Annotated in this window: 15 protein-coding genes; 11 read left to right on the plus strand and 4 right to left on the minus strand. The window is 68.9% G+C overall.

Annotated elements, in window-relative coordinates:
• Positions 1 to 242: 242 nt before the first annotated feature.
• A complete protein-coding gene (locus tag FCH28_RS37440; RefSeq protein WP_136744906.1) occupies positions 243 to 650 on the minus strand; it encodes a hypothetical protein in 408 nt (135 codons plus the stop codon).
• 259 nt (positions 651 to 909) lie between these two features.
• Here FCH28_RS37440 and FCH28_RS37445 point away from each other — a divergent pair, with 259 nt between their 5' ends.
• Positions 910 to 1,221, plus strand: coding sequence for a WXG100 family type VII secretion target (locus tag FCH28_RS37445; RefSeq protein ID WP_136744907.1), 312 nt, complete (start codon positions 910 to 912; stop codon positions 1,219 to 1,221).
• On the plus strand, positions 1,218 to 1,898 hold the full coding sequence (locus FCH28_RS37450; RefSeq protein WP_136744908.1) for a WXG100 family type VII secretion target: 681 nt from the start codon (positions 1,218 to 1,220) through the stop codon (positions 1,896 to 1,898). The genes FCH28_RS37445 and FCH28_RS37450 overlap by 4 nt, the downstream gene beginning before the upstream one ends.
• A gap of 86 nt (positions 1,899 to 1,984) precedes the next feature.
• Here FCH28_RS37450 and eccCa read toward each other — a convergent pair whose 3' ends face one another.
• Entirely contained in the window at positions 1,985 to 5,941 is a 3,957-nt protein-coding gene (gene eccCa / locus FCH28_RS37455) for a type VII secretion protein EccCa (RefSeq protein ID WP_136744909.1), read from the minus strand.
• Positions 5,942 to 6,195: 254 nt separating this feature from the next.
• On the opposite strand from eccCa, the gene eccD reads away from it, so the two are divergent.
• The 6 genes from eccD (at position 6,196) to FCH28_RS37485 (ending at position 13,270) form a co-directional block, all read left to right on the plus strand.
• Complete coding sequence (gene eccD / locus FCH28_RS37460) at positions 6,196 to 7,659, plus strand: type VII secretion integral membrane protein EccD (RefSeq protein ID WP_136744910.1); 1,464 nt, start codon at positions 6,196 to 6,198, stop codon at positions 7,657 to 7,659.
• 158 nt (positions 7,660 to 7,817) lie between these two features.
• Positions 7,818 to 8,105, plus strand: a complete 288-nt coding sequence (gene rpsO, locus FCH28_RS37465) for a 30S ribosomal protein S15 (protein ID WP_128511718.1) — start codon at positions 7,818 to 7,820, stop codon at positions 8,103 to 8,105.
• 292 nt (positions 8,106 to 8,397) lie between these two features.
• Complete coding sequence (locus FCH28_RS37470) at positions 8,398 to 10,614, plus strand: polyribonucleotide nucleotidyltransferase (protein ID WP_136744911.1); 2,217 nt, start codon at positions 8,398 to 8,400, stop codon at positions 10,612 to 10,614.
• Positions 10,611 to 11,990 (plus strand): M16 family metallopeptidase, encoded by a 1,380-nt coding sequence (locus tag FCH28_RS37475; RefSeq protein WP_136744912.1) that lies wholly within the window; start codon positions 10,611 to 10,613, stop codon positions 11,988 to 11,990. Before FCH28_RS37470 ends, FCH28_RS37475 begins: the two co-directional genes overlap by 4 nt.
• Positions 11,991 to 12,043: 53 nt before the next feature.
• Complete coding sequence (dapB, locus tag FCH28_RS37480; protein WP_136744913.1) at positions 12,044 to 12,796, plus strand: 4-hydroxy-tetrahydrodipicolinate reductase; 753 nt, start codon at positions 12,044 to 12,046, stop codon at positions 12,794 to 12,796.
• 15 nt (positions 12,797 to 12,811) lie between these two features.
• Positions 12,812 to 13,270, plus strand: a complete 459-nt coding sequence (locus tag FCH28_RS37485; RefSeq protein WP_136744914.1) for a tetratricopeptide repeat protein — start codon at positions 12,812 to 12,814, stop codon at positions 13,268 to 13,270.
• A 471-nt stretch (positions 13,271 to 13,741) separates the two neighbouring features.
• On the opposite strand, the gene FCH28_RS37490 is transcribed toward FCH28_RS37485, so the two are convergent.
• Together FCH28_RS37490 and FCH28_RS37495 are read right to left on the minus strand one after the other, a co-directional pair.
• Positions 13,742 to 14,299: a PH domain-containing protein gene (locus FCH28_RS37490; RefSeq protein ID WP_136744915.1), complete on the minus strand. Its 558-nt coding sequence runs from the start codon at positions 14,297 to 14,299 to the stop codon at positions 13,742 to 13,744.
• A 100-nt stretch (positions 14,300 to 14,399) separates the two neighbouring features.
• Positions 14,400 to 14,639 (minus strand): hypothetical protein, encoded by a 240-nt coding sequence (locus FCH28_RS37495; RefSeq protein WP_136744916.1) that lies wholly within the window; start codon positions 14,637 to 14,639, stop codon positions 14,400 to 14,402.
• Between the two features lie 227 nt (positions 14,640 to 14,866).
• Between FCH28_RS37495 and thyX the strand changes: the two genes are divergently transcribed.
• The 3 genes from thyX (at position 14,867) to FCH28_RS37510 (ending at position 18,549) form a co-directional block, all read left to right on the plus strand.
• Entirely contained in the window at positions 14,867 to 15,640 is a 774-nt protein-coding gene (gene thyX / locus FCH28_RS37500) for an FAD-dependent thymidylate synthase (RefSeq protein ID WP_425472079.1), read from the plus strand.
• Positions 15,641 to 15,850: 210 nt separating this feature from the next.
• Positions 15,851 to 16,750 (plus strand): 4-hydroxy-tetrahydrodipicolinate synthase, encoded by a 900-nt coding sequence (gene dapA / locus FCH28_RS37505; RefSeq protein WP_136744918.1) that lies wholly within the window; start codon positions 15,851 to 15,853, stop codon positions 16,748 to 16,750.
• Between the two features lie 113 nt (positions 16,751 to 16,863).
• A complete protein-coding gene (locus tag FCH28_RS37510) occupies positions 16,864 to 18,549 on the plus strand; it encodes a ribonuclease J (protein WP_136744919.1) in 1,686 nt (561 codons plus the stop codon).
• Positions 18,550 to 18,971 lie beyond the last annotated feature (422 nt).

The following is an 18,971-nucleotide window of genomic DNA, read 5'->3' on the forward strand; positions in this document are numbered from 1 at the left end:
TCAGGCAACTTCTGCGGACGTCGGCCAACTTCGGCGGACGCGGCGAACGGACGGCCGTGAATGCCGGTGGCCGGTGATCCGCATTCTCGGGTATCGGCTGTTTGAAACTGTTTGCACTTATCGCGCCGCCGTAAATACGGACGCCGCTCCGTCGTCGTCCGTGTCTCCGCCGAGAGAAAAGCGGACATACGGCCATACGGACATACGGAGCGGCGCGTGATCCGACGCGATCCGACAGGTGCTCAGCCTCGGTGGCCGCCGCCCCGGCCGGAGCGCCGCGGGCCGGTGACGATGTTGAGGGAGGGACCGTCGCGCTCGGCGCGCTCCTTGTCCTCCTCCTCTTCCTGCTTCTTCTGCCAGGTGGCGAACTGCTCGCGCGAGGCCTCCCGCTCCGCCATCGTCTGGTTCTCCGCGGCCCGCCGGATCTCGCCCATCCGGTCGCCGATCGCGTCCATGTAGGCGGGTGTGTCGATGGCGTCCTTCATGCCGATCCGCCCGGAGAGCACCTCACGGGCCATCTCCTGGAGCTTGCCGCCCACATTGGGGTTGTCCGCCAGAGTCTTCAGCGCCTTGCGCAGCCGGTGCGCCTGCTCCGGATCCGCGGCGACGTCCATCAGGTCCTCGTCCTGGATCTGCCGCTCACTGCTCATGTTGCCCCCTATGAATGTGGTGGCACAGCAACCGCGCGTGCTGTACCGGCGTCATGAGTGTAATGACGGGTGCGAACGGGACGTCAAGGCGGGGTTGTCGGCATTGCCGGATATTGATCCGTATTCCTTCCCGTTCCTTCCCGTTCCTTGCCGTCCCCGTTGTCACGCTGTTCCGCTTGCGGCTTCGGGAAGAATGCCGGTGTGCTAGACCTGTCGGGATGATCGGCAGGCCGCTGTCATTCAAATTCGGGGAGAAATGATGTCCGATGAGGTCCGGATCAGTACCGAGGAGCTGGACAAGCTCGGTGCGACCTTCGAAATATCCGCTGAAGATCTGGGCCGGCAGTTGAGCGCATTCAGACGACGGGCGGACGCCGAGGCGCTGCGGGACGGATTCGGCGGTGACGAGGCGGCGGCCCGGCACTTCCGGGAGCTGTACGAGCAGGCCGAGCAGGCCCTGGGCCAGCTGCAGCAGCGGCTCGCCGAGGTCGGCAGCGGCATCAAGGAGACCGTCGCGAACACCCAGGCTGCCGAGGACGAGCTGGCCGAGATGATGCGGAGCGTGAAGTGACCGAGCGACGCAACCCCGAGGCCCTGCACGAAGCGGCGGCCGGCTGGCGGGACATGGGCAGGCACCTCGACGGGCTCGTACGGGATCTGGACGGGCACGTCGGCAGGGCCGCGGCGGCCAACTGGCACGGCCCGGCGGGCGAGGCGTTCGCGGCGGACTGGCACCGTCTCAAGCGGTCCGTCGACGAGTCCCTGCCGGCCTTCGAACTGGCCGCGGCGGACCTGGAGAACGCCGCCTCGCAAACCGGCGACAAGAACGGCGAGGACCACAGCGCGAAGCCCGCTGACAACTCCTCCGGCGGCTCGCAGTCGTCCGGTACCAACGTCGCCTACGGCTTCATGGCGCTCGGCCAGCTCGCCAACGGCCTCGGCGGAGCGTTCCGCAAGGGCGGGGGCGGCGGCCAGCGCCAGGGGCCCGTCGTCACGCACCAGTGGGAGACGTCCACGGCGGTGCAGGGCACCGATCCGTTCGGGCCGGTGCCGGACGGGGCGGCCAAGACGCGCGGTGGTGAGGGCATCGCCAAGGGCGTACGGACGAAGCCGGCGGCGGCCGCCGAACTCGCGCCCGACGCCCAGGAGTCGAAGCCGGACCAGTCCAAGCCGGACCAGCCCAAGGCGGATCAGTCCAAGGCGGACGAGTCCAAGGCGGACAAGCCGGAGCGCGGCGCCTTCGGCTGAGACAACCCCCACCCCCCCGCACAGCAAACGGCGGTGGGGCGCCCCTCCGAAGAGGGACGCCCCACCGCCGTTGTCCGTGCTGACCGTCAGCCCTTCGGCGGCAGCCAGCCCGTCTGGACCAGCTGCGCACCGCGCTTACGCGTGATGAACGTGGCCCGTCCGGGCGTCAGCTGCTGGCCCTTGATGTTGCCCATCAGCGGGCCCTCGCCCGGGTCGGCGGACAGGATCAGACCCTGCGCGCCGAGCTCCTTCGTACGCTGCATGACCGGCTCGAACGAGGACCGTCCGGCGCCCGAGGAGCTGCGCGCGATGATCAGGCGCAGACCCAGGTCTCGGGCGAACGGCAGGTACTCCAGCAGCGGCTGCAGCGGGTTGCCGCTGCTGGTCGCCACCAGGTCGTAGTCGTCCACGATCACGAACGCGTCCGGCAGGTCGTACCAGCTGCGGTTGCGCAGCTGCTCCGGCGTGACGTCCGGCCCTGGCATCCGTCGGCCCAGCGAACCCGCCAGACCGCTGATGACCTCCTGCAACTGCGGGCCCGCAGCGCAGTACTTGTAGAGGTGGCTCTCCGGCATCTCCCCGAGGTGCGCACGCCGGTAGTCGGAGACCACCATGAGCGCCTTGTCGGACGGGTACCGCTCCGCGATCTGCTTGGCGATCAGACGCAGCAGGGCCGACTTTCCGGACTCGCTCTCGCCGTAGATGACCAGCAGCGGGTCGGTCTCGAAGTCGATGAACGCCGGCGACAGCGTCATCTCGTCGACACCTATCGCGACGCCGTGCTCCGGGTAGTCGTTGCCCTTGGGCAGCTCGTTGACGTGCAGCATCGTCGGCAGCATCCGCACCGCCGGGGCGGGCTCGCCCTGCCAGTGCTCGCTGACCGTCGAGACCAGGTTGGCGATGCCGTCGCTGATCGTCTCCGGGTCCTGCATGCCGTCCAGCCGCGGCAGCGCCGCCAGGAAGTCCAGCTTCTCGGGCGACAGACCACGACCGGGCTTGCCCATCGGGACGTTCTCCGCGCGCTTGCGGTCGAACTCCGACTCCATGGCGTCACCCAGGCGCAGCTCGACGCGGTTGAGGAGCTGGTCGCGCAGCGCCGGCCGCACCTCGGTGTAGCGCGCGGCGGCGAGGATCAGGTGGACACCGAAACCGAGACCACGGGCGGCGATGTCCAGGATCACCGGGTCCATCTGCTCGTAGTCGGTCTTGAACGTTCCCCAGCCGTCGATGACCAGGAAGACGTCGCCCCACTTCTGGTCGGGGAAGGCGCCCGCGGCCCGCCGCTGGCGGTAGGTCGAGATCGAGTCGATGTTGTTGGCCCGGAAGAACTCCTCACGCTCGTTGAGGATGCCGACGACCTCGGAGACCGTACGGCGCACCTTCTCGGCGTCCAGACGCGAGGCGACACCACCGACGTGCGGCAGGCCCTCCATCGTGAGCATGCCGCCGCCGCCGAAGTCGAGGCAGTAGAACTGCACTTCGGAGGGGGTGTGGGTGAGCGCGAACGAGGCCATCGCGGCCCTGATCAGCGTGGACTTACCGGACTGCGGACCACCCACGACCAGACCGTGACCGGCACCGGCGGAGAAGTCCAGGTACATCACGTCGCGCCGCTGCTCGAACGGCTTGTCCACCAGCGCGACCGGCACCACGAGCTTGCCGAGCGCGGTGTACTCCGGTGCGTGCACGCCCCGCTCGGGCGTGATCGCGAGGGCCGGCAGCAGCTGGTTGACCGTGGGCGGCTCCTCCAGCGGGGGCAGCCACACCTGGTGCGCCGGCGGGCCCTGGCCCTGCATCCGCTGCACCATGACGTCCAGCACGGTGTCGGCGAGCGCGTCGTCGATCTCCGGCTCGGCCTCGTCGACGACGACCGGTTCCTCGATGATCTGCTCGATGACCGGGGCCGCGGTGAACGGCACCGGCAGCCGCGTCGACCGGCCGCCGCTGCCGCCACGACCGCCGCCACCCGGACCGCGATAGGTACCGGAGACATACGCGGCCTTGAACTGCACCATCGTCTCGGTGTCGTACTTCAGGATGCCGGAGCCGGGGACGTTCGGCAGGTGGTAGGCGTCCGGCACACCGATCGCGGTCCGCGACTCGGCCGCGGAGAACGTCCGCAGACCCAGCCGGTAGGACAGGAAGGTGTCCAGACCGCGCAGCTTGCCCTCTTCCAGACGCTGCGAGGCGAGCAGCATGTGCACACCCATGGAACGGCCGATACGACCGATCTGGATGAACATCTCGATGAAGTCCGGCTTGGCGGCGAGCAGCTCGGAGAACTCGTCGATGATCATCACCAGCGACGGCAGCGGGTCCAGCGGGGCACCCGCGGCACGCGCCTTCTCGTAGTCGGTGATGTTGGCGTAGTTGCCCGCGGAGCGCAGCAGCTCCTGGCGCCGCTGGAGTTCACCGGTGATCGAGTCGCGCATGCGGTCGATCAGCGTGACGTCCTCACCGAGGTTGGTGATGACGGCCGCGACGTGCGGCATCTCCGACATACCGGTGAAGGTGGCGCCACCCTTGAAGTCCGCGAGGATGAAGTTCAGCGTCTCGGACGAGTGGGTGACGGCGAGCGCGAGCACCAGGGTGCGCAGCACCTCGGACTTACCGGAACCGGTCGCACCGACACACAGACCGTGCGGGCCCATGCCCTGCTGCGAGGCTTCCTTGATGTCCAGCATGACCGGCTGGCCGTCGCGGTCGACACCGAGCGGGACGCGCAGCCGCTCGGCCAGCGTCCGGGGCCGCCAGGTACGCGACACGTCCAGCGAACCGGCGTCGGGGATGTTGAGCAGGTCGGTGAAGTCCATGGCGGACAGCAGCGGATCCTCGCCGTCGGCACCCGAACCCGCCCGCAGCGGCGCCAGCTGGCGCGCCAGCGACTCCGCCTCGGCGATCGACAGGGTGTCGCAGACGCCGTTGTAGACCGCGCCGCTCGCCGACTCCAGCACCAGCTTGCCCGGCCACACCTGCACGGCCAGACCACCGCGGATCTCGTCCAGGTCGCCCGGCACGATCTCCAGGATGGTGACGCCCTGCAGACCCTCCGCACCGGCGATGACCGAGTCCATCGGCACCTCGCCGGCGTCCAGCACGATCACCAGGTGCGGGGTGTCGACGACCGGCGGGCCCTGCGGGTTGAACCGCCCGCGGCCCTCCAGCTCGTCCGCCAGCAGCTCCTCGATCTCACCGAGGTCGCCGACGACCAGACGCCGGCTGCCGGCGCCGTCCGTGGTCTTGTCCTGGACCTGCGGCAGCCACTTCATCCACTCCCAGTCCGCCTGCGCACCGGGCGAGGCGACGACCGCCACCACCAGGTCCTCGGGCGAGTGCAGCGTGCACAGCTGGGCGAGGATGGCGCGCGAGCTGCCGTACACCGTGTCCGGGTCACCGGACACGGTCAGGTGGTAGAAGGCGCGCAGGGAGACCGCCAGCGGCAGGTCGTCCAATTGTCCGTGCTTGTCGAGGAATTCCTTCATCGCATGCGCGGTGAGCGGCTCCAGCTCATCGACCGGAGCGGTCTCCGGAGCCTTCAGAGGGGTGGCCAGCTGCTGCGGCCCGAGCCCCAGACGTACCTGCCCGAAGTCCGGGTCGGTCGACCGGCGCTCCCACACCCGCTTGCCCTCGGCGACTATGGACCACAGCTGGCCCGGGTCGGGGTGGGTGAAGAGCTGGGCGTCCCGCTGCTTGCGGGCGGTACGGCGTACCTCTTTCCGCTTCTGCGTCAGGTACTTGAGGTAGTCCTGGCGCTCCTGGAGCATTTGCCCGGAAGGCCCCTGACGGGCCTTGACGATCTGTACGATCGCCATCGCCAGGGTGGACACCACCATGACGCCGCCCATGATCTTCATGAACGGCTGGTTGCCCATGAACAGGAAACCCGCCGACGACGCCATGCCCATCATGGGCATCAGGCTCATCAGCATGTTCTCGGATTCGCCCTCGCGGGGCAGCTCCGGAGGTGCCTCAAGTGTCACCTCCTCGGAGGGGACTTCAGGTGGCAGCGCGCGGGGCGGGCGCTTGACGATGACAACGCTCACCGAGGCATCAGTCCTTCATGCATCTCGCAGTCTCGGACCGCCCCCGTTGGTTTGACGGTCCCCCGGGCACAAGTCCTTGGCCCGACGCAGGCGTTGATCCTACTGTTAAGCGTCAAGTCATGGGGTGGGTGGGGCAGCCCCCCGATCGGGCGGTACGCTGACGCACCGCGAGCCTGCCGAAGCCCCGTCGAGACGGGCCTATATATAGGGCACGCGACGCGACAAAACGCCCAACGGATAGGGGGAACCGCCAGGTGAGCACGACCACAGGCACCGGCTTTTGCCGGGTCACAGTCGCCGCGCCGGACGCACGGATCGATGTGGCTCTGCCGGAAGACGTCGCACTGGTCGACATTTATCCGGAGATCCTGCGGCTCTCCGGACAGTCCCAGGCGGAGGGCGCCCCGACCGGCTACCACCTCGTGCGCCGCGACGGCACCGTACTCGACGCCGGACAGTCGCTGGCGCAGCAGCAGATCCTCGACGGCGACCTCCTTCTCCTGAAGCCGTTCGCCGAGTCGCTCCCCCTCCCGGTCTTCGACGACGTCTCCGACGCCGTCGCCTCCGCGGTCAAGCGCAACCGCAGCCGCTGGAGCGACGACCTGATGAACTTCGTCGGCCTCACCGCCGGCGTGCTGCTGCTCGTCATGATGGCGTTCGCGCTGTGGTTCTCGAACCCGGTCGACCGCGATATGCACCGGCTGCCCGGCATCATCGCCGGCGTCGTCGGCATCGTCCTGGTCGCACTCGCCGGAGTCCGCGCCCGGGTCTACGACGACCACGGATCGTCCATCGCCCTCGGCCTCGCGTCGCTGCCGCATCTGCTGATCGCCGGCTCCGGCATCTTCCCGGTGGAGACGGGCGAGGGACCGGGCCGGCTGCACCTGCTCGTCGGCGCCGTGACCGTACTGATCGCCTCCGTCCTGCTGGTGGTCCTGCTGCCGCGCGGTGACGCACCCTTCGTCGCCGCCGCGTTCCTGTCCGCCATCGGCACCCTCGCGGTCTTCGCCGCGATCCTCACCGAAGCCTCGCCCAGCGAGGTCGCCGCCGTCACCGCCGTCGTCGCCATCGCACTGGTCGCCTGGCTGCCCGGCCTCTCCGCCCGCTTCGCACGGCTGCCCATCGGCTACAAGTCGCCCGACCAGATCGCGCGGGGTTACGACGGCGAGCGCAGCGAGACCGAGTCGGTCGACTTCGTCAAGATCGGCAACCAGGCCAAGCGCGGCCACGAGCTGCTGCTCGGCCTCGTCGGCGGCTGCGCCGCCCTGGTCGTCGGCTCGGCCGGTGTCGTCCTCGGCTTCTCCGACAACGTCTGGGCCCAGGTCCTGGCGCTGGCCGCCGGCATCACGATCATGCTCCGCGCCCGGCTGTTCGACTACACCGCCCAGGTCGCCTGCCTCACCATCGCGGGCATCCTCACGATCGTCCTGCTGATCCTGGGCATCGCGCTGCACCCGCCGCTCGACATCTTCGTCGAGCTGGAGCGCTACGCCGACTCCGGTCCGCTGAACATCCGCACCGTCTGGTTCTCCGGCAGCATCGCGGCGGGCGCCGCCCTCCTGGTCGGCGTCGGCCTGGTCGTCCCGCGCAAGGGCGTCACCCCCTTCTGGGGCCGGATCTTCGACATCTTCGACGGCCTGATCCTGCTGTCCCTGGTGCCGCTGTGCCTGGCGGTCCTCGATGTCTACGCGAAGGTGCGCGGCCTCACCGGCAACTAGCGGCCCACCCCGCCCACCCTTCGCAAGCGGCCCCCCGACCACCCGGTCGGGGGGCCGTCTGCCAGCTGGTACGCTGTCCGACGGCCCATTCGAGTCATCCAAGATTCCCTGTGAAGCAAACCAGGGGCGCTCACGGGCCGGAACCCAGAGGAGTACGAGTGTCGCTCGACGCCGCTACCAAGAAGCAGATCATGGCCGAGTTCGCCACCAAGGAGGGTGACACCGGCTCCCCCGAGGTCCAGGTCGCGATGCTCACCCGCCGCATCTCGGACCTGACCGAGCACCTCAAGACCCACAAGCACGACCACCACTCCCGCCGTGGTCTGCTGCTGCTCGTCGGCCAGCGCCGCCGCCTGCTGCAGTACCTGGCGAAGAAGGACATCACGCGCTTCCGTGCGCTGGTCGAGCGCCTGGGCATCCGCCGCGGTGCGGCGGGCGCCAAGTAACAAGCCGTAAAGGGAGCGGTTCCCACCGGGGGCCGCTCCCTTTGACGTACGCACCAGATGGTTCCGGCACTACGCGGTGGACGGAAGCTTTGTAGTCTGGTGCCATATCGCAAAAGCGAACACGGCAGGAGCGCCTCCTGGCCGCCGGTCCTCGGTAGTGGCCCCCGGACATGCATGGACACCATGCGTCATCACCCCGGGTGCTTCGATCGAAGACCGGCCCGCACCGGCGCTCCACCGAAGACGGTCCGCTGCCACACGGGCGGCGGACGCAGACGAGGAGATATTCCTGGTGGAGAACGAGACCCACTACGCCGAGGCCGTTATCGACAACGGTTCCTTCGGCACCCGCACCATCCGCTTCGAGACGGGCCGCCTGGCCAAGCAGGCCGCCGGCTCCGCCGTGGCGTACCTGGACGACGACACCATGGTGCTGTCGGCCACCTCCGCTTCCAAGACGCCCAAGGACCAGCTGGACTTCTTCCCGCTGACCGTCGACGTCGAGGAGCGGATGTACGCAGCCGGGAAGATCCCCGGCTCCTTCTTCCGCCGTGAGGGCCGTCCCTCCGAGGACGCCGTCCTCACCTGCCGGCTCATCGACCGGCCGCTGCGCCCCTCGTTCAAGAAGGGCCTGCGCAACGAGATCCAGATCGTTGAGACGATCATGGCGCTCAACCCCGACCACCTCTACGACGTGGTCGCGATCAACGCCGCCTCCTGCTCCACGCAGCTGGCCGGCCTGCCCTTCTCGGGCCCGATCGGCGGCACCCGCGTCGCCCTGATCAACAACCAGTGGGTGGCGTTCCCGACCCACACCGAGCTGGAGAACGCCGTCTTCGACATGGTCGTGGCCGGCCGGGTCCTCCCGGACGGCGACGTCGCGATCATGATGGTCGAGGCCGAGGCCACCGAGAAGACCATCCAGCTGGTCAAGGACGGTGCCGAGGCGCCGACCGAGGAGGTCGTCGCCGCCGGTCTCGAGGCCGCCAAGCCCTTCATCAAGGTGCTGTGCAAGGCCCAGTCGGACCTCGCCGCCAAGGCCGCGAAGCCGACCGGCGAGTTCCCGGTCTTCCTCGACTACCAGGACGACGTCCTGGAGGCGCTGACCAAGGCCGTCAAGGACGAGCTCTCCCAGGCGCTGACCATCGCCGGCAAGCAGGACCGCGAGGCCGAGCTGGACCGCGTCAAGGCGCTGGCCGCCGAGAAGCTCCTGCCGGAGTTCGAGGGCCGCGAGAAGGAGATCTCCGCCGCCTACCGGTCGCTGACCAAGTCCCTGGTGCGCGAGCGCGTCATCAAGGACAAGGTCCGCATCGACGGCCGTGGCGTCACGGACATCCGTACGCTCGCCGCCGAGGTCGAGGCGATCCCGCGGGTGCACGGCTCCGCCCTGTTCGAGCGTGGCGAGACCCAGATCCTGGGCGTCACCACCCTCAACATGCTCCGCATGGAGCAGCAGCTGGACACCCTCTCCCCGGTGACCCGCAAGCGCTACATGCACAACTACAACTTCCCGCCGTACTCCGTCGGTGAGACCGGTCGCGTGGGCTCGCCCAAGCGCCGCGAGATCGGCCACGGCGCGCTGGCCGAGCGCGCCATCGTGCCGGTGCTGCCGACCCGCGAGGAGTTCCCGTACGCGATCCGCCAGGTCTCCGAGGCGCTGGGCTCCAACGGCTCGACGTCCATGGGCTCGGTCTGCGCCTCCACCATGTCGCTGCTGAACGCCGGTGTGCCCCTCAAGGCCGCCGTCGCCGGTATCGCCATGGGCCTGATCTCCCAGGAGATCGACGGTCAGACGCACTACGTCGCCCTCACCGACATCCTCGGTGCGGAGGACGCCTTCGGCGACATGGACTTCAAGGTCGCCGGCACCAAGGAGTTCGTCACCGCGCTCCAGCTCGACACCAAGCTCGACGGCATCCCCGCCTCGGTCCTGGCCGCCGCGCTGAAGCAGGCCCGCGACGCCCGGCTGCACATCCTGGACGTCATGAACGAGGCCATCGACGTTCCGGACGAGATGTCCCCGAACGCCCCGCGGATCATCACCGTCAAGATCCCGGTGGACAAGATCGGTGAGGTCATCGGCCCCAAGGGCAAGATGATCAACCAGATCCAGGAGGACACCGGCGCCGACATCACGATCGAGGACGACGGCACCATCTACATCGGTGCCGCCGACGGCCCGGCCGCCGAGGCCGCCCGCGCCACGATCAACGGCATCGCCAACCCGACCATGCCGGAGGTCGGCGAGCGCTACCTGGGCACGGTCGTCAAGACCACCACCTTCGGTGCGTTCGTCTCCCTGCTCCCCGGCAAGGACGGCCTGCTGCACATCTCGCAGATCCGCAAGCTGGCCGGCGGCAAGCGCGTGGAGAACGTCGAGGACGTGCTCGCGGTGGGCGCCAAGGTCCAGGTCGAGATCGCCGAGATCGACCAGCGCGGCAAGCTCTCGCTGATCCCCGTCATCGAGGGCGAAGAGGGCGACGACAAGAAGGACGACGCTGCCAAGTGACGTCCCGTAGCTCACAGGCGACGGCCCGCACCTCTTCGGAGGGGCGGGCCGTCGCCCGTACCCAAACGCTTCTCAAGGGCACCGCCGGCGCCGGCACGGTCCGCCGGACCACCCTCCCCGGCGGCCTGCGGATCGTCACCGAGACCCTCCCGTCGGTACGCTCCGTCACCTTCGGCATCTGGGCACACGTCGGCTCCCGCGACGAGACCCCGTCCCTCAACGGCGCCACGCACTACCTGGAGCACCTGCTCTTCAAGGGCACCGAGCGGCGCAGCGCCCTGGACATCTCCGCCGCCATCGACGCGGTCGGCGGCGAGATGAACGCCTTCACCGCGAAGGAGTACACCTGCTACTACGCGCGGGTGCTGGACGCGGATCTGCCGCTCGCCATCGACGTGGTGTGCGACATGCTCACCGGCTCGCTGATCGAGGCCGAGGACGTGGACGCCGAGCGCGGCGTCATCCTCGAAGAGATCGCGATGACCGAGGACGACCCGGGCGACTGCGTGCACGACCTGTTCGCGCACACCATGCTCGGCGACACCCCGCTCGGCCGCCCGGTCCTCGGCACCGTCGACACGGTCAACGCGCTCACCGCCGACCGCATCCGCCGCTTCTACAAGAAGCACTACGACCCCACCCACCTCGTCGTCACCGCCGCCGGCAACATCGACCACGCCAAGGTCGTCCGCCTCGTCCGCCGCGCCTTCGAGCGGGCCGGGGCGCTGAACCGGACCGACGCCACCCCGGTCGCCCCGCGTACCGGCAACCGCGCCATCCGCACCACCGGCCGCGTCGAGCTGCTCGGCCGCAAGACCGAGCAGGCCCATGTGATCCTCGGCGTGCCCGGCATGGCCCGCACGGACGACCGCCGCTGGGCGATGGGCGTCCTGAACACCGCACTGGGCGGCGGCATGTCGTCCCGCCTCTTCCAGGAGGTCCGCGAGAAGCGCGGCCTGGCCTACAGCGTGTACTCGTACACCTCGGGCTTCGCCGACTGCGGTCTCTTCGGCGTCTACGCGGGCTGTCGCCCCAACCAGGTGCACGACGTCCTCAAGATCTGCCGCGACGAGCTCGACACGGTGGCGTCCGAAGGACTCACCGACGACGAGGTCCGCCGCGCGATCGGCCAGCTCCGCGGCTCCACCGTCCTCGGTCTGGAGGACACCGGTGCGCTGATGCACCGGATCGGCAAGAGTGAGCTGTGCTGGGGGGAGCAGATGTCGGTCGACGAGATGCTCGCCCGGATAGCGGCGGTCACCCCCGACGAGGTCCGTGAGGTGGCCCGCGAGGTCCTGGGCGCCCGCCCCTCGCTGTCCGTGATCGGCCCGCTGAAGGACCGGCAGGCGGCCCGGCTGGACGACGCGGTCGCCTGACCACCACGGTCGTCCAGGGGCCGGCCCTAACCACCAAGAGAGAGCTGGAAACGATGAGCAAGCTGCGCGTGGCCGTCCTCGGTGCCCGGGGACGCATCGGCTCCGAGGCCGTACGGGCCGTCGAGGCTGCCGAGGACATGGAACTGGTCGCCGCCCTCGGCCGGGGCGACAAGCTCGAAACGCTGGTCGAGGCCGAGGCGCAGGTCGTGGTCGAGCTGACCAACCCCGGCGCGGTGATGGGCAACCTCGACTTCTGCCTGCGGCACGGCATCCACGCGGTGGTCGGCACCACCGGCTGGACCGACGAGCGTCTCGCGCAGCTGCGCACCTCGCTCGCCGCCTCTCCCGGGGCGGGCGTCCTCATCGCCCCGAACTTCTCCATCGGCGCGGTGCTGACCATGCAGTTCGCGCAGCAGGCGGCCCGATTCTTCGAGTCCGTCGAGGTCATCGAGCTGCACCACCCGAACAAGGCGGACGCCCCGTCGGGTACGGCGGCCCGTACGGCCCAGCTGATCGCCGCCGCCCGCGAGAAGGCGGGCTCCGCGCCCCAGCCGGACGCCACGACCACGGCGCTGGACGGCGCCCGCGGTGCGAACGTCGACGGGATCCCCGTCCACTCCGTACGGCTGCGCGGCCTGCTGGCGCACCAGGAGGTGCTCCTGGGCGGCGAGGGGGAGACCCTCACCATCCGGCACGACTCCCTCCACCACAGCAGCTTCATGCCGGGCATCCTGCTCGGCGTACGCCGCGTGGTGACCACTCCGGGCCTGACCGTGGGCCTGGAAAACTTCCTCGACCTGGGCTGACGGGCAGATCCGACGGTGCGCGCAAAGATCACTTACTTCGCCCTCGCGGCGGTTCTGGTCGTCTACTTCGTTCTGGTCGGCAGCCGTGGCGTCCTGCTCATCGAGCAGGGCACCGCGCTGACCGTCACCTTCGGGGTCGCCGTCCTGGTCCTGCCGTTCATCGGCCTCTGGTTCCTGTGGCACACCACCCAGTTCGCCCGTAAGGCGGACATGCTGTCGCGCGAACTGGAGGCCGAGGGCGGGCTGCCCGTCGATGAGCTGCGGCGCACCCCCGGTGGCCGGATCGACCGCGATTCGGCCGACGAGGTCTTCGCCAAGCGCCAGGCCGAAACGGAGGAGGCGCCGGGCGACTGGCGCACCTGGTTCCGACTCGCCGTCGCCTACCACGACGCCCGGGACACCCCACGCGCCCGCAAGGCCATGCAACGCGCGATCGCCCTGCACGAGAACAAGCCGGCCGGGACGACGGGCTGAGCGGCTGCACGGAAGGCTTCCGACCGCACGCCCGGATGTACAGTTCGGGCGCAGCCGGCGGTCCGCACTTGAGCACGGCGCAGATGGCCCGCCCGCACCTGAGCACGGGTGCGGGCGGGCCATCTGCACTTGAGCATGAGGGCGGACGGGGGTCGTCTGCGGGTCGTCTGCACTTGAGCATGAGGGCGGACGGGGGTCGTCTGCACGTGAGCACGGGCGCGGGCGGGCCCTCTGCACTTGAGTACGGGGTTGGGCGCCTCGTCCGCACCTGAGCACGGGTGTGATCGAGGGACACACGGGGAGTCGGCCGGGGGACGCACGGGTGGCGGAGCCGGGGGACGCACCCGGATACCGCTCCAGCACCCGCCCATCCGGGGAATACCCGCCCCGCACCCCCACGTTGTGGACCCGCAGGGGGTCTTCGCATCCCCTAGGGGATCTGTTCGACCATCCCCTAAGGGTCATGACCCCCTAGCGGCGGTACTCCGCCGCCCACGCCTCCAGGGCGTCCGCTGCCCGCTCAAAGGCCGTGGGGCGGGACAGGAAGTCGCTGTTGTGGTCCGTCACCACGACGCGCAGTGGCTCGCCCTGCACCCTTGCGACGACCACGGCCTGCCCCTGCACCGTCCGCGGCAGCCCCAGCCAGCGCACCGGCTGCTGGACCGTACGGACCGACGCGACGGCGCTCCACGGCTCGGTGGTCGTACGCAGCAGCCCCACCTGTCGTAGGCCACTCGCGCTCACCCACACCCCCACACGCAGCAGACGCACCGCGAGGGCAATCAGCACCACAGCCACCACCGCACACACCACAGCACCGGGCAGCGACCCGGCCATCGCGATGATCATGGCGGAGAGCAGGACGAACGAGGCGAGCAGCAAAAACACCGCCGCCGTCCCCACCCGCCACGGTCCGGGGCGGTAGGGACGGCGCCAGTGGTCGGGCTCGTCATGCGGCAGCGGGGCCGATTCCGCGGCACGGCGGTCGAAATCGAGGTCGCGGTCGGCCGTCAGGAAGGGCAGGGGCACGGCTGATCCTCACTCATGGGCACGCTACGGAAGCTGTGACCGGTGAGGCTATCGGGACTGGCGGAACCGGACCACTCAACGGCCCGGCCCGCTCGTCCGCTCAGCGGTGCGCGGCCTCGGAGTGATGCACCCGGCCGGAACCGGCGCCGTCCTGCTGCAGCGCCGGGAGGCCGAACAGCAGTGCGCCGGCCAGGCCGCCCACCACTGTCAGCGTGATCAGGGATTGGCCCAGCAGCTGCGTGCGCGAGGCACGCTGGCGCGGCGGGGGAGTGACATTGCTGCGGAACCGGTCTGCCTCGGCGACAAAGGCGAACGGGACGGGCTCTCGCCGGCGGAACATGGGCGGGCTCTCCTAGGAACCTCGAAGTGGGCACTGTCACAGAGATAGACGAGTGAGGCGCCCGATTGGTGCCCGTTTTCCGGGACTTCTGTGAAAAACATCAACGGGCGCCCCGCCTCCTGCTATTGAACGTCAGTTTTGCACCTAATGATCCGTCATGCGGCATTTGACGGCGTTTCCTGGACTGTCAGTGGCGGGCCGTAGGCTGGGCGCCGCACGAGGATCGAATGGAAGGAACCCCGGTGTCCCACACCCCCGCCGAGAGCACTGAGAGCCCCGACAGTGCAGCCGCCAGCTTCCGGAGCGAGGTGACGGTCGAGCTGGTCAAGCACAGCGCGGCCGACAGCGACGTGCTGTGGGCGGCCCGCGTCTCCACGGCCGGCGAGCAGTCCCTGGAGGAGCTCCAGAAGGACCCGGAGCGCTCCAAGGGGCTGATCAACTACCTCATGCGGGACCGGCACGGCAGCCCCTTCGAGCACAACTCGATGACCTTCTTCATCAGCGCGCCGATCTTCGTCTTCCGCGAGTTCATGCGGCACCGCGTCGGCTGGTCGTACAACGAGGAGTCCGGCCGCTACCGCCAGCTGGAGCCGGTCTTCTACGTCCCCGGTGAGTCCCGCAAGCTCGTCCAGCAGGGCCGCCCCGGGAAGTACGAATTCGTCACGGGCACCCCGGCGCAGCACGAGCTCACCACCCGCGTCATGGAGGACACCTACCGCCAGGCGTACGCCGCGTACCAGGAGATGCTCGCCGCCGGCGTCGCCCGCGAGGTCGCCCGCGCGGTGCTCCCCGTCGGCCTGTTCTCGTCCATGTACGCGACCTGTAACGCCAGGTCACTGATGCACTTCCTGGGCCTTCGGACGCAGCACGAGCTGGCGAAGGTCCCGTCCTTCCCGCAGCGCGAGATCGAGATGGTCGGCGAGCAGATGGAGGCCCAGTGGGCCAAGCTCATGCCGCTCACGTACGCGGCGTTCAATGCGAATGGCCGCATCGCGCCGTAAGTCTCAGCCGTAAGCCCCAGGTGGCGGCCCGGACACTGAGACGCATAGCACAGACGTGCGAAGTGTCCGGATTGCGGCACTTTGCGAAGTTCATCTACGCTGAACAAACGGACCCGGCACTGCTTGAACCCCCGAGCAGGCAGTGCCGGAGTCCATATCCCGGCTCCCCAGAGGCGCATCCCCTTGTGCCCTACGAGTAGCGTGGGACCCATGGCTCCGACTTCCACACCGCAGACCCCCTTCGGGCGGGTGCTGACCGCCATGGTCACGCCGTTCACGGCGGATGGCGCCCTCGACCTCGACGGCGCGCAGCGGCTCGCCGCCCACCTGGTGGACGCCGGCAACGACGGCCTCGTCGTCAACGGCACCACCGGAGAGTCACCGACCACCAGCGATGCGGAGAAAGCCCAGCTCGTCCGCGCCGTGGTCGACGCGGTCGGCGATCGCGCCTTTGTCGTCGCCGGAGCCGGCACGAACGACACCCGTCACAGCCTTGAGCTGGCCCGCGCCGCCCAGGACGCCGGCGCCCACGGCCTGCTCGCGGTCACGCCGTACTACAGCAAGCCGCCGCAGGAGGGGCTGCTGCGGCACTTCACCGCCATCGCGGACGCCACCGAGCTGCCCGTCATGCTCTACGACATCCCCGGCCGCAGCGGTGTCCCGATCAACACCGAGACCATGGTCCGGCTCGCCGAGCACCCCAGGATCGTCGCCAACAAGGACGCCAAGGGCGACCTCGGGCGCGCCAGCTGGGCCATCGCCCGCTCCGACCTCGCCTGGTACAGCGGCGACGACATGCTCAACCTGCCGCTGCTCTCGGTCGGCGCCGTCGGTTTCGTCTCCGTCGTCGGCCATATCGTCACCCCGGAGCTGCGCGCCCTCCTGGACGCCCACCTCAACGGCGACGTCACCAAGGCCACCGAGATCCACCAGCAGCTGCTGCCCGTCTTCACCGGCATGTTCCGCACCCAGGGCGTCATCACCACCAAGGCCGCGCTGGCCCTCCAGGGCCTGCCCGCCGGCCCGCTGCGGCTGCCCCTGGTGGAGCTCTCCCCCGAGGAGACCGAACAGCTCACGCGCGATCTCGCCGCGGGCGGGGTACAGCTCTGATCACAGACTTCACAACTGAACACGGACCAACAACCGCCAAATAGCAAGTGCACGAATGTCATGCGCGCCACGTGCCTCGACGGCAGCGTGGCGCGCGTGGTGAGGAGAGTCTTTTGAGTCATCCGCATCCTGAGCTCGGCGCCCCGCCGAAGCTTCCCAAGGGCGGCCTGCGGGTCACCCCCCTCGGCGGCCTGGGTGAAATCGGCCGCAACATGACCGTCTTCGAGTACGGCGGCCGGCTGCTGATCGTCGACTGCGGAGTGCTCTTCCCGGAGGAGGAGCAGCCCGGAATCGACCTGATCCTGCCGGACTTCTCGTCCATCAGGGACCGCCTCGACGACATCGACGGCATCGTGCTCACGCACGGCCACGAAGACCACATCGGTGGTGTCCCCTACCTCCTCCGCGAGAAGCCGGACATCCCCCTCATCGGCTCCAAGCTGACCCTCGCGCTCATCGAGGCCAAGCTCCAGGAGCACCGCATCCGCCCCTACACCCTTGAGGTGCGGGAAGGGCACACCGAGCGCATCGGCCCGTTCGACTGCGAATTCGTCGCGGTCAACCACTCCATCCCGGACGCCCTGGCCGTCGCCATCCGCACCCCCGCGGGCATGGTCGTGCACACCGGCGACTTCAAGATGGATCAGCTGCCCCTGGACCGTCGCCTCACCGACCTCCCCGCCTTCGCGAAGCTCGGCGAGGAAGGCATCGACCTTCTCCTCTCCGACTCCACGAACGCCGAGGTCCCGGGCTTCGTCCCGCCCGAGCGGGACATCTCCAACGTGCTGCGCCAGGTGTTCGCCAACGCCCAGAAGCGCATCATCGTGGCCAGCTTCGCCAGCCATGTGCACCGCATCCAGCAGATCCTCGACGCCGCACACGAATACGGCCGCCGGGTCGCCTTCGTCGGCCGCTCGATGGTCCGCAACATGGGTATCGCCCGAGAGCTGGGCTACCTCAATGTCCCGCCCGGTCTCGTCGTGGACGTCAAGACCCTCGACGACCTTCCGGACGACGAGGTCGTGCTGGTCTGCACGGGTTCCCAGGGCGAGCCGATGGCCGCCCTCTCCCGGATGGCCAACCGCGACCACCAGATCCGTATCGTCCAGGGCGACACGGTGATCCTGGCCTCGTCGCTCATCCCGGGCAACGAGAACGCGGTCTACCGCGTCATCAACGGTCTGACCCGCTGGGGCGCCAACGTCGTCCACAAGGGCAACGCCAAGGTCCATGTCTCGGGCCACGCCTCGGCCGGCGAGCTGCTGTACTTCTACAACATCTGCAAGCCGAAGAACCTGATGCCGGTACACGGCGAATGGCGCCATCTGCGCGCCAACGCCGAGCTGGGCGCCCTGACCGGCGTACCCAAGGACCGGATCGTGATCGCCGAGGACGGCGTCGTGGTCGACCTCGTCAACGGTGTCGCCAAGATCGTCGGAAAGATCCAGGCGGGCTATGTCTACGTCGACGGCCTCTCGGTCGGCGATGTCACCGAGACGCACCTCAAGGACCGCCGCATCCTCGGCGAAGAGGGCATCATCTCGGTGTACGTGGTCGTGGACAGCAGCACCGGCAAGATCGTCGGGGGCCCGAACATCCATGCCCGCGGCTCCGGCATCGACGACGCGTCCTTCTCGGCCGTCATCCCCAAGATCGACGAGGCTCTGGCCAAGTCCGCCCAGGACGGCATCACCGAGCCCCACCAGCTTCAGCAGCTGGTCCGCCGCTCGGTCGGCAAGTGGGTGTCGGACAACTACCGCCGCCGTCCGATGATCCTCCCTGTGGTCGTAGAGGTCTGACGCACCGTCGCCTCCTGCGAACACCCACAAGGGGAGCGGGGCGCCCGGATTTGCATCCGGGCGCCCCGCTCCAGTAGGTTTACGGCTCCGCCTGAACGGGAAGCGCCACACGCCTGTGCGTACGGCAGCCCTCCCGGAAAGCGGCGGAATTCCGGCCCAGAGAAATCTGATAATGTCGGAACCGCCGAAAGGCACCCCCCTCCGACGGGAAATCGGAACCGAATTCGAACCACTGCGACTTCGAGCAGGGAACGAAAAAGGATCTGCTAAAGTCGGAACCGCGAAGAAGCCGAAAGGCCGAATCGCACCGGCGAAAATCAGGACCGCGAGGATCTGATAGAGTCGGAAACGCAAAACCGAAGGGAAGCGCCCGGAGAGCCTGGTGAAACAGGCACAAAGGAAGCGTCCGTTCCTTGAGAACT

It is taken from the genome of Streptomyces piniterrae (genome assembly GCF_005048155.1).
In the GTDB taxonomy this organism is placed as follows: domain Bacteria; phylum Actinomycetota; class Actinomycetes; order Streptomycetales; family Streptomycetaceae; genus Streptomyces; species Streptomyces piniterrae.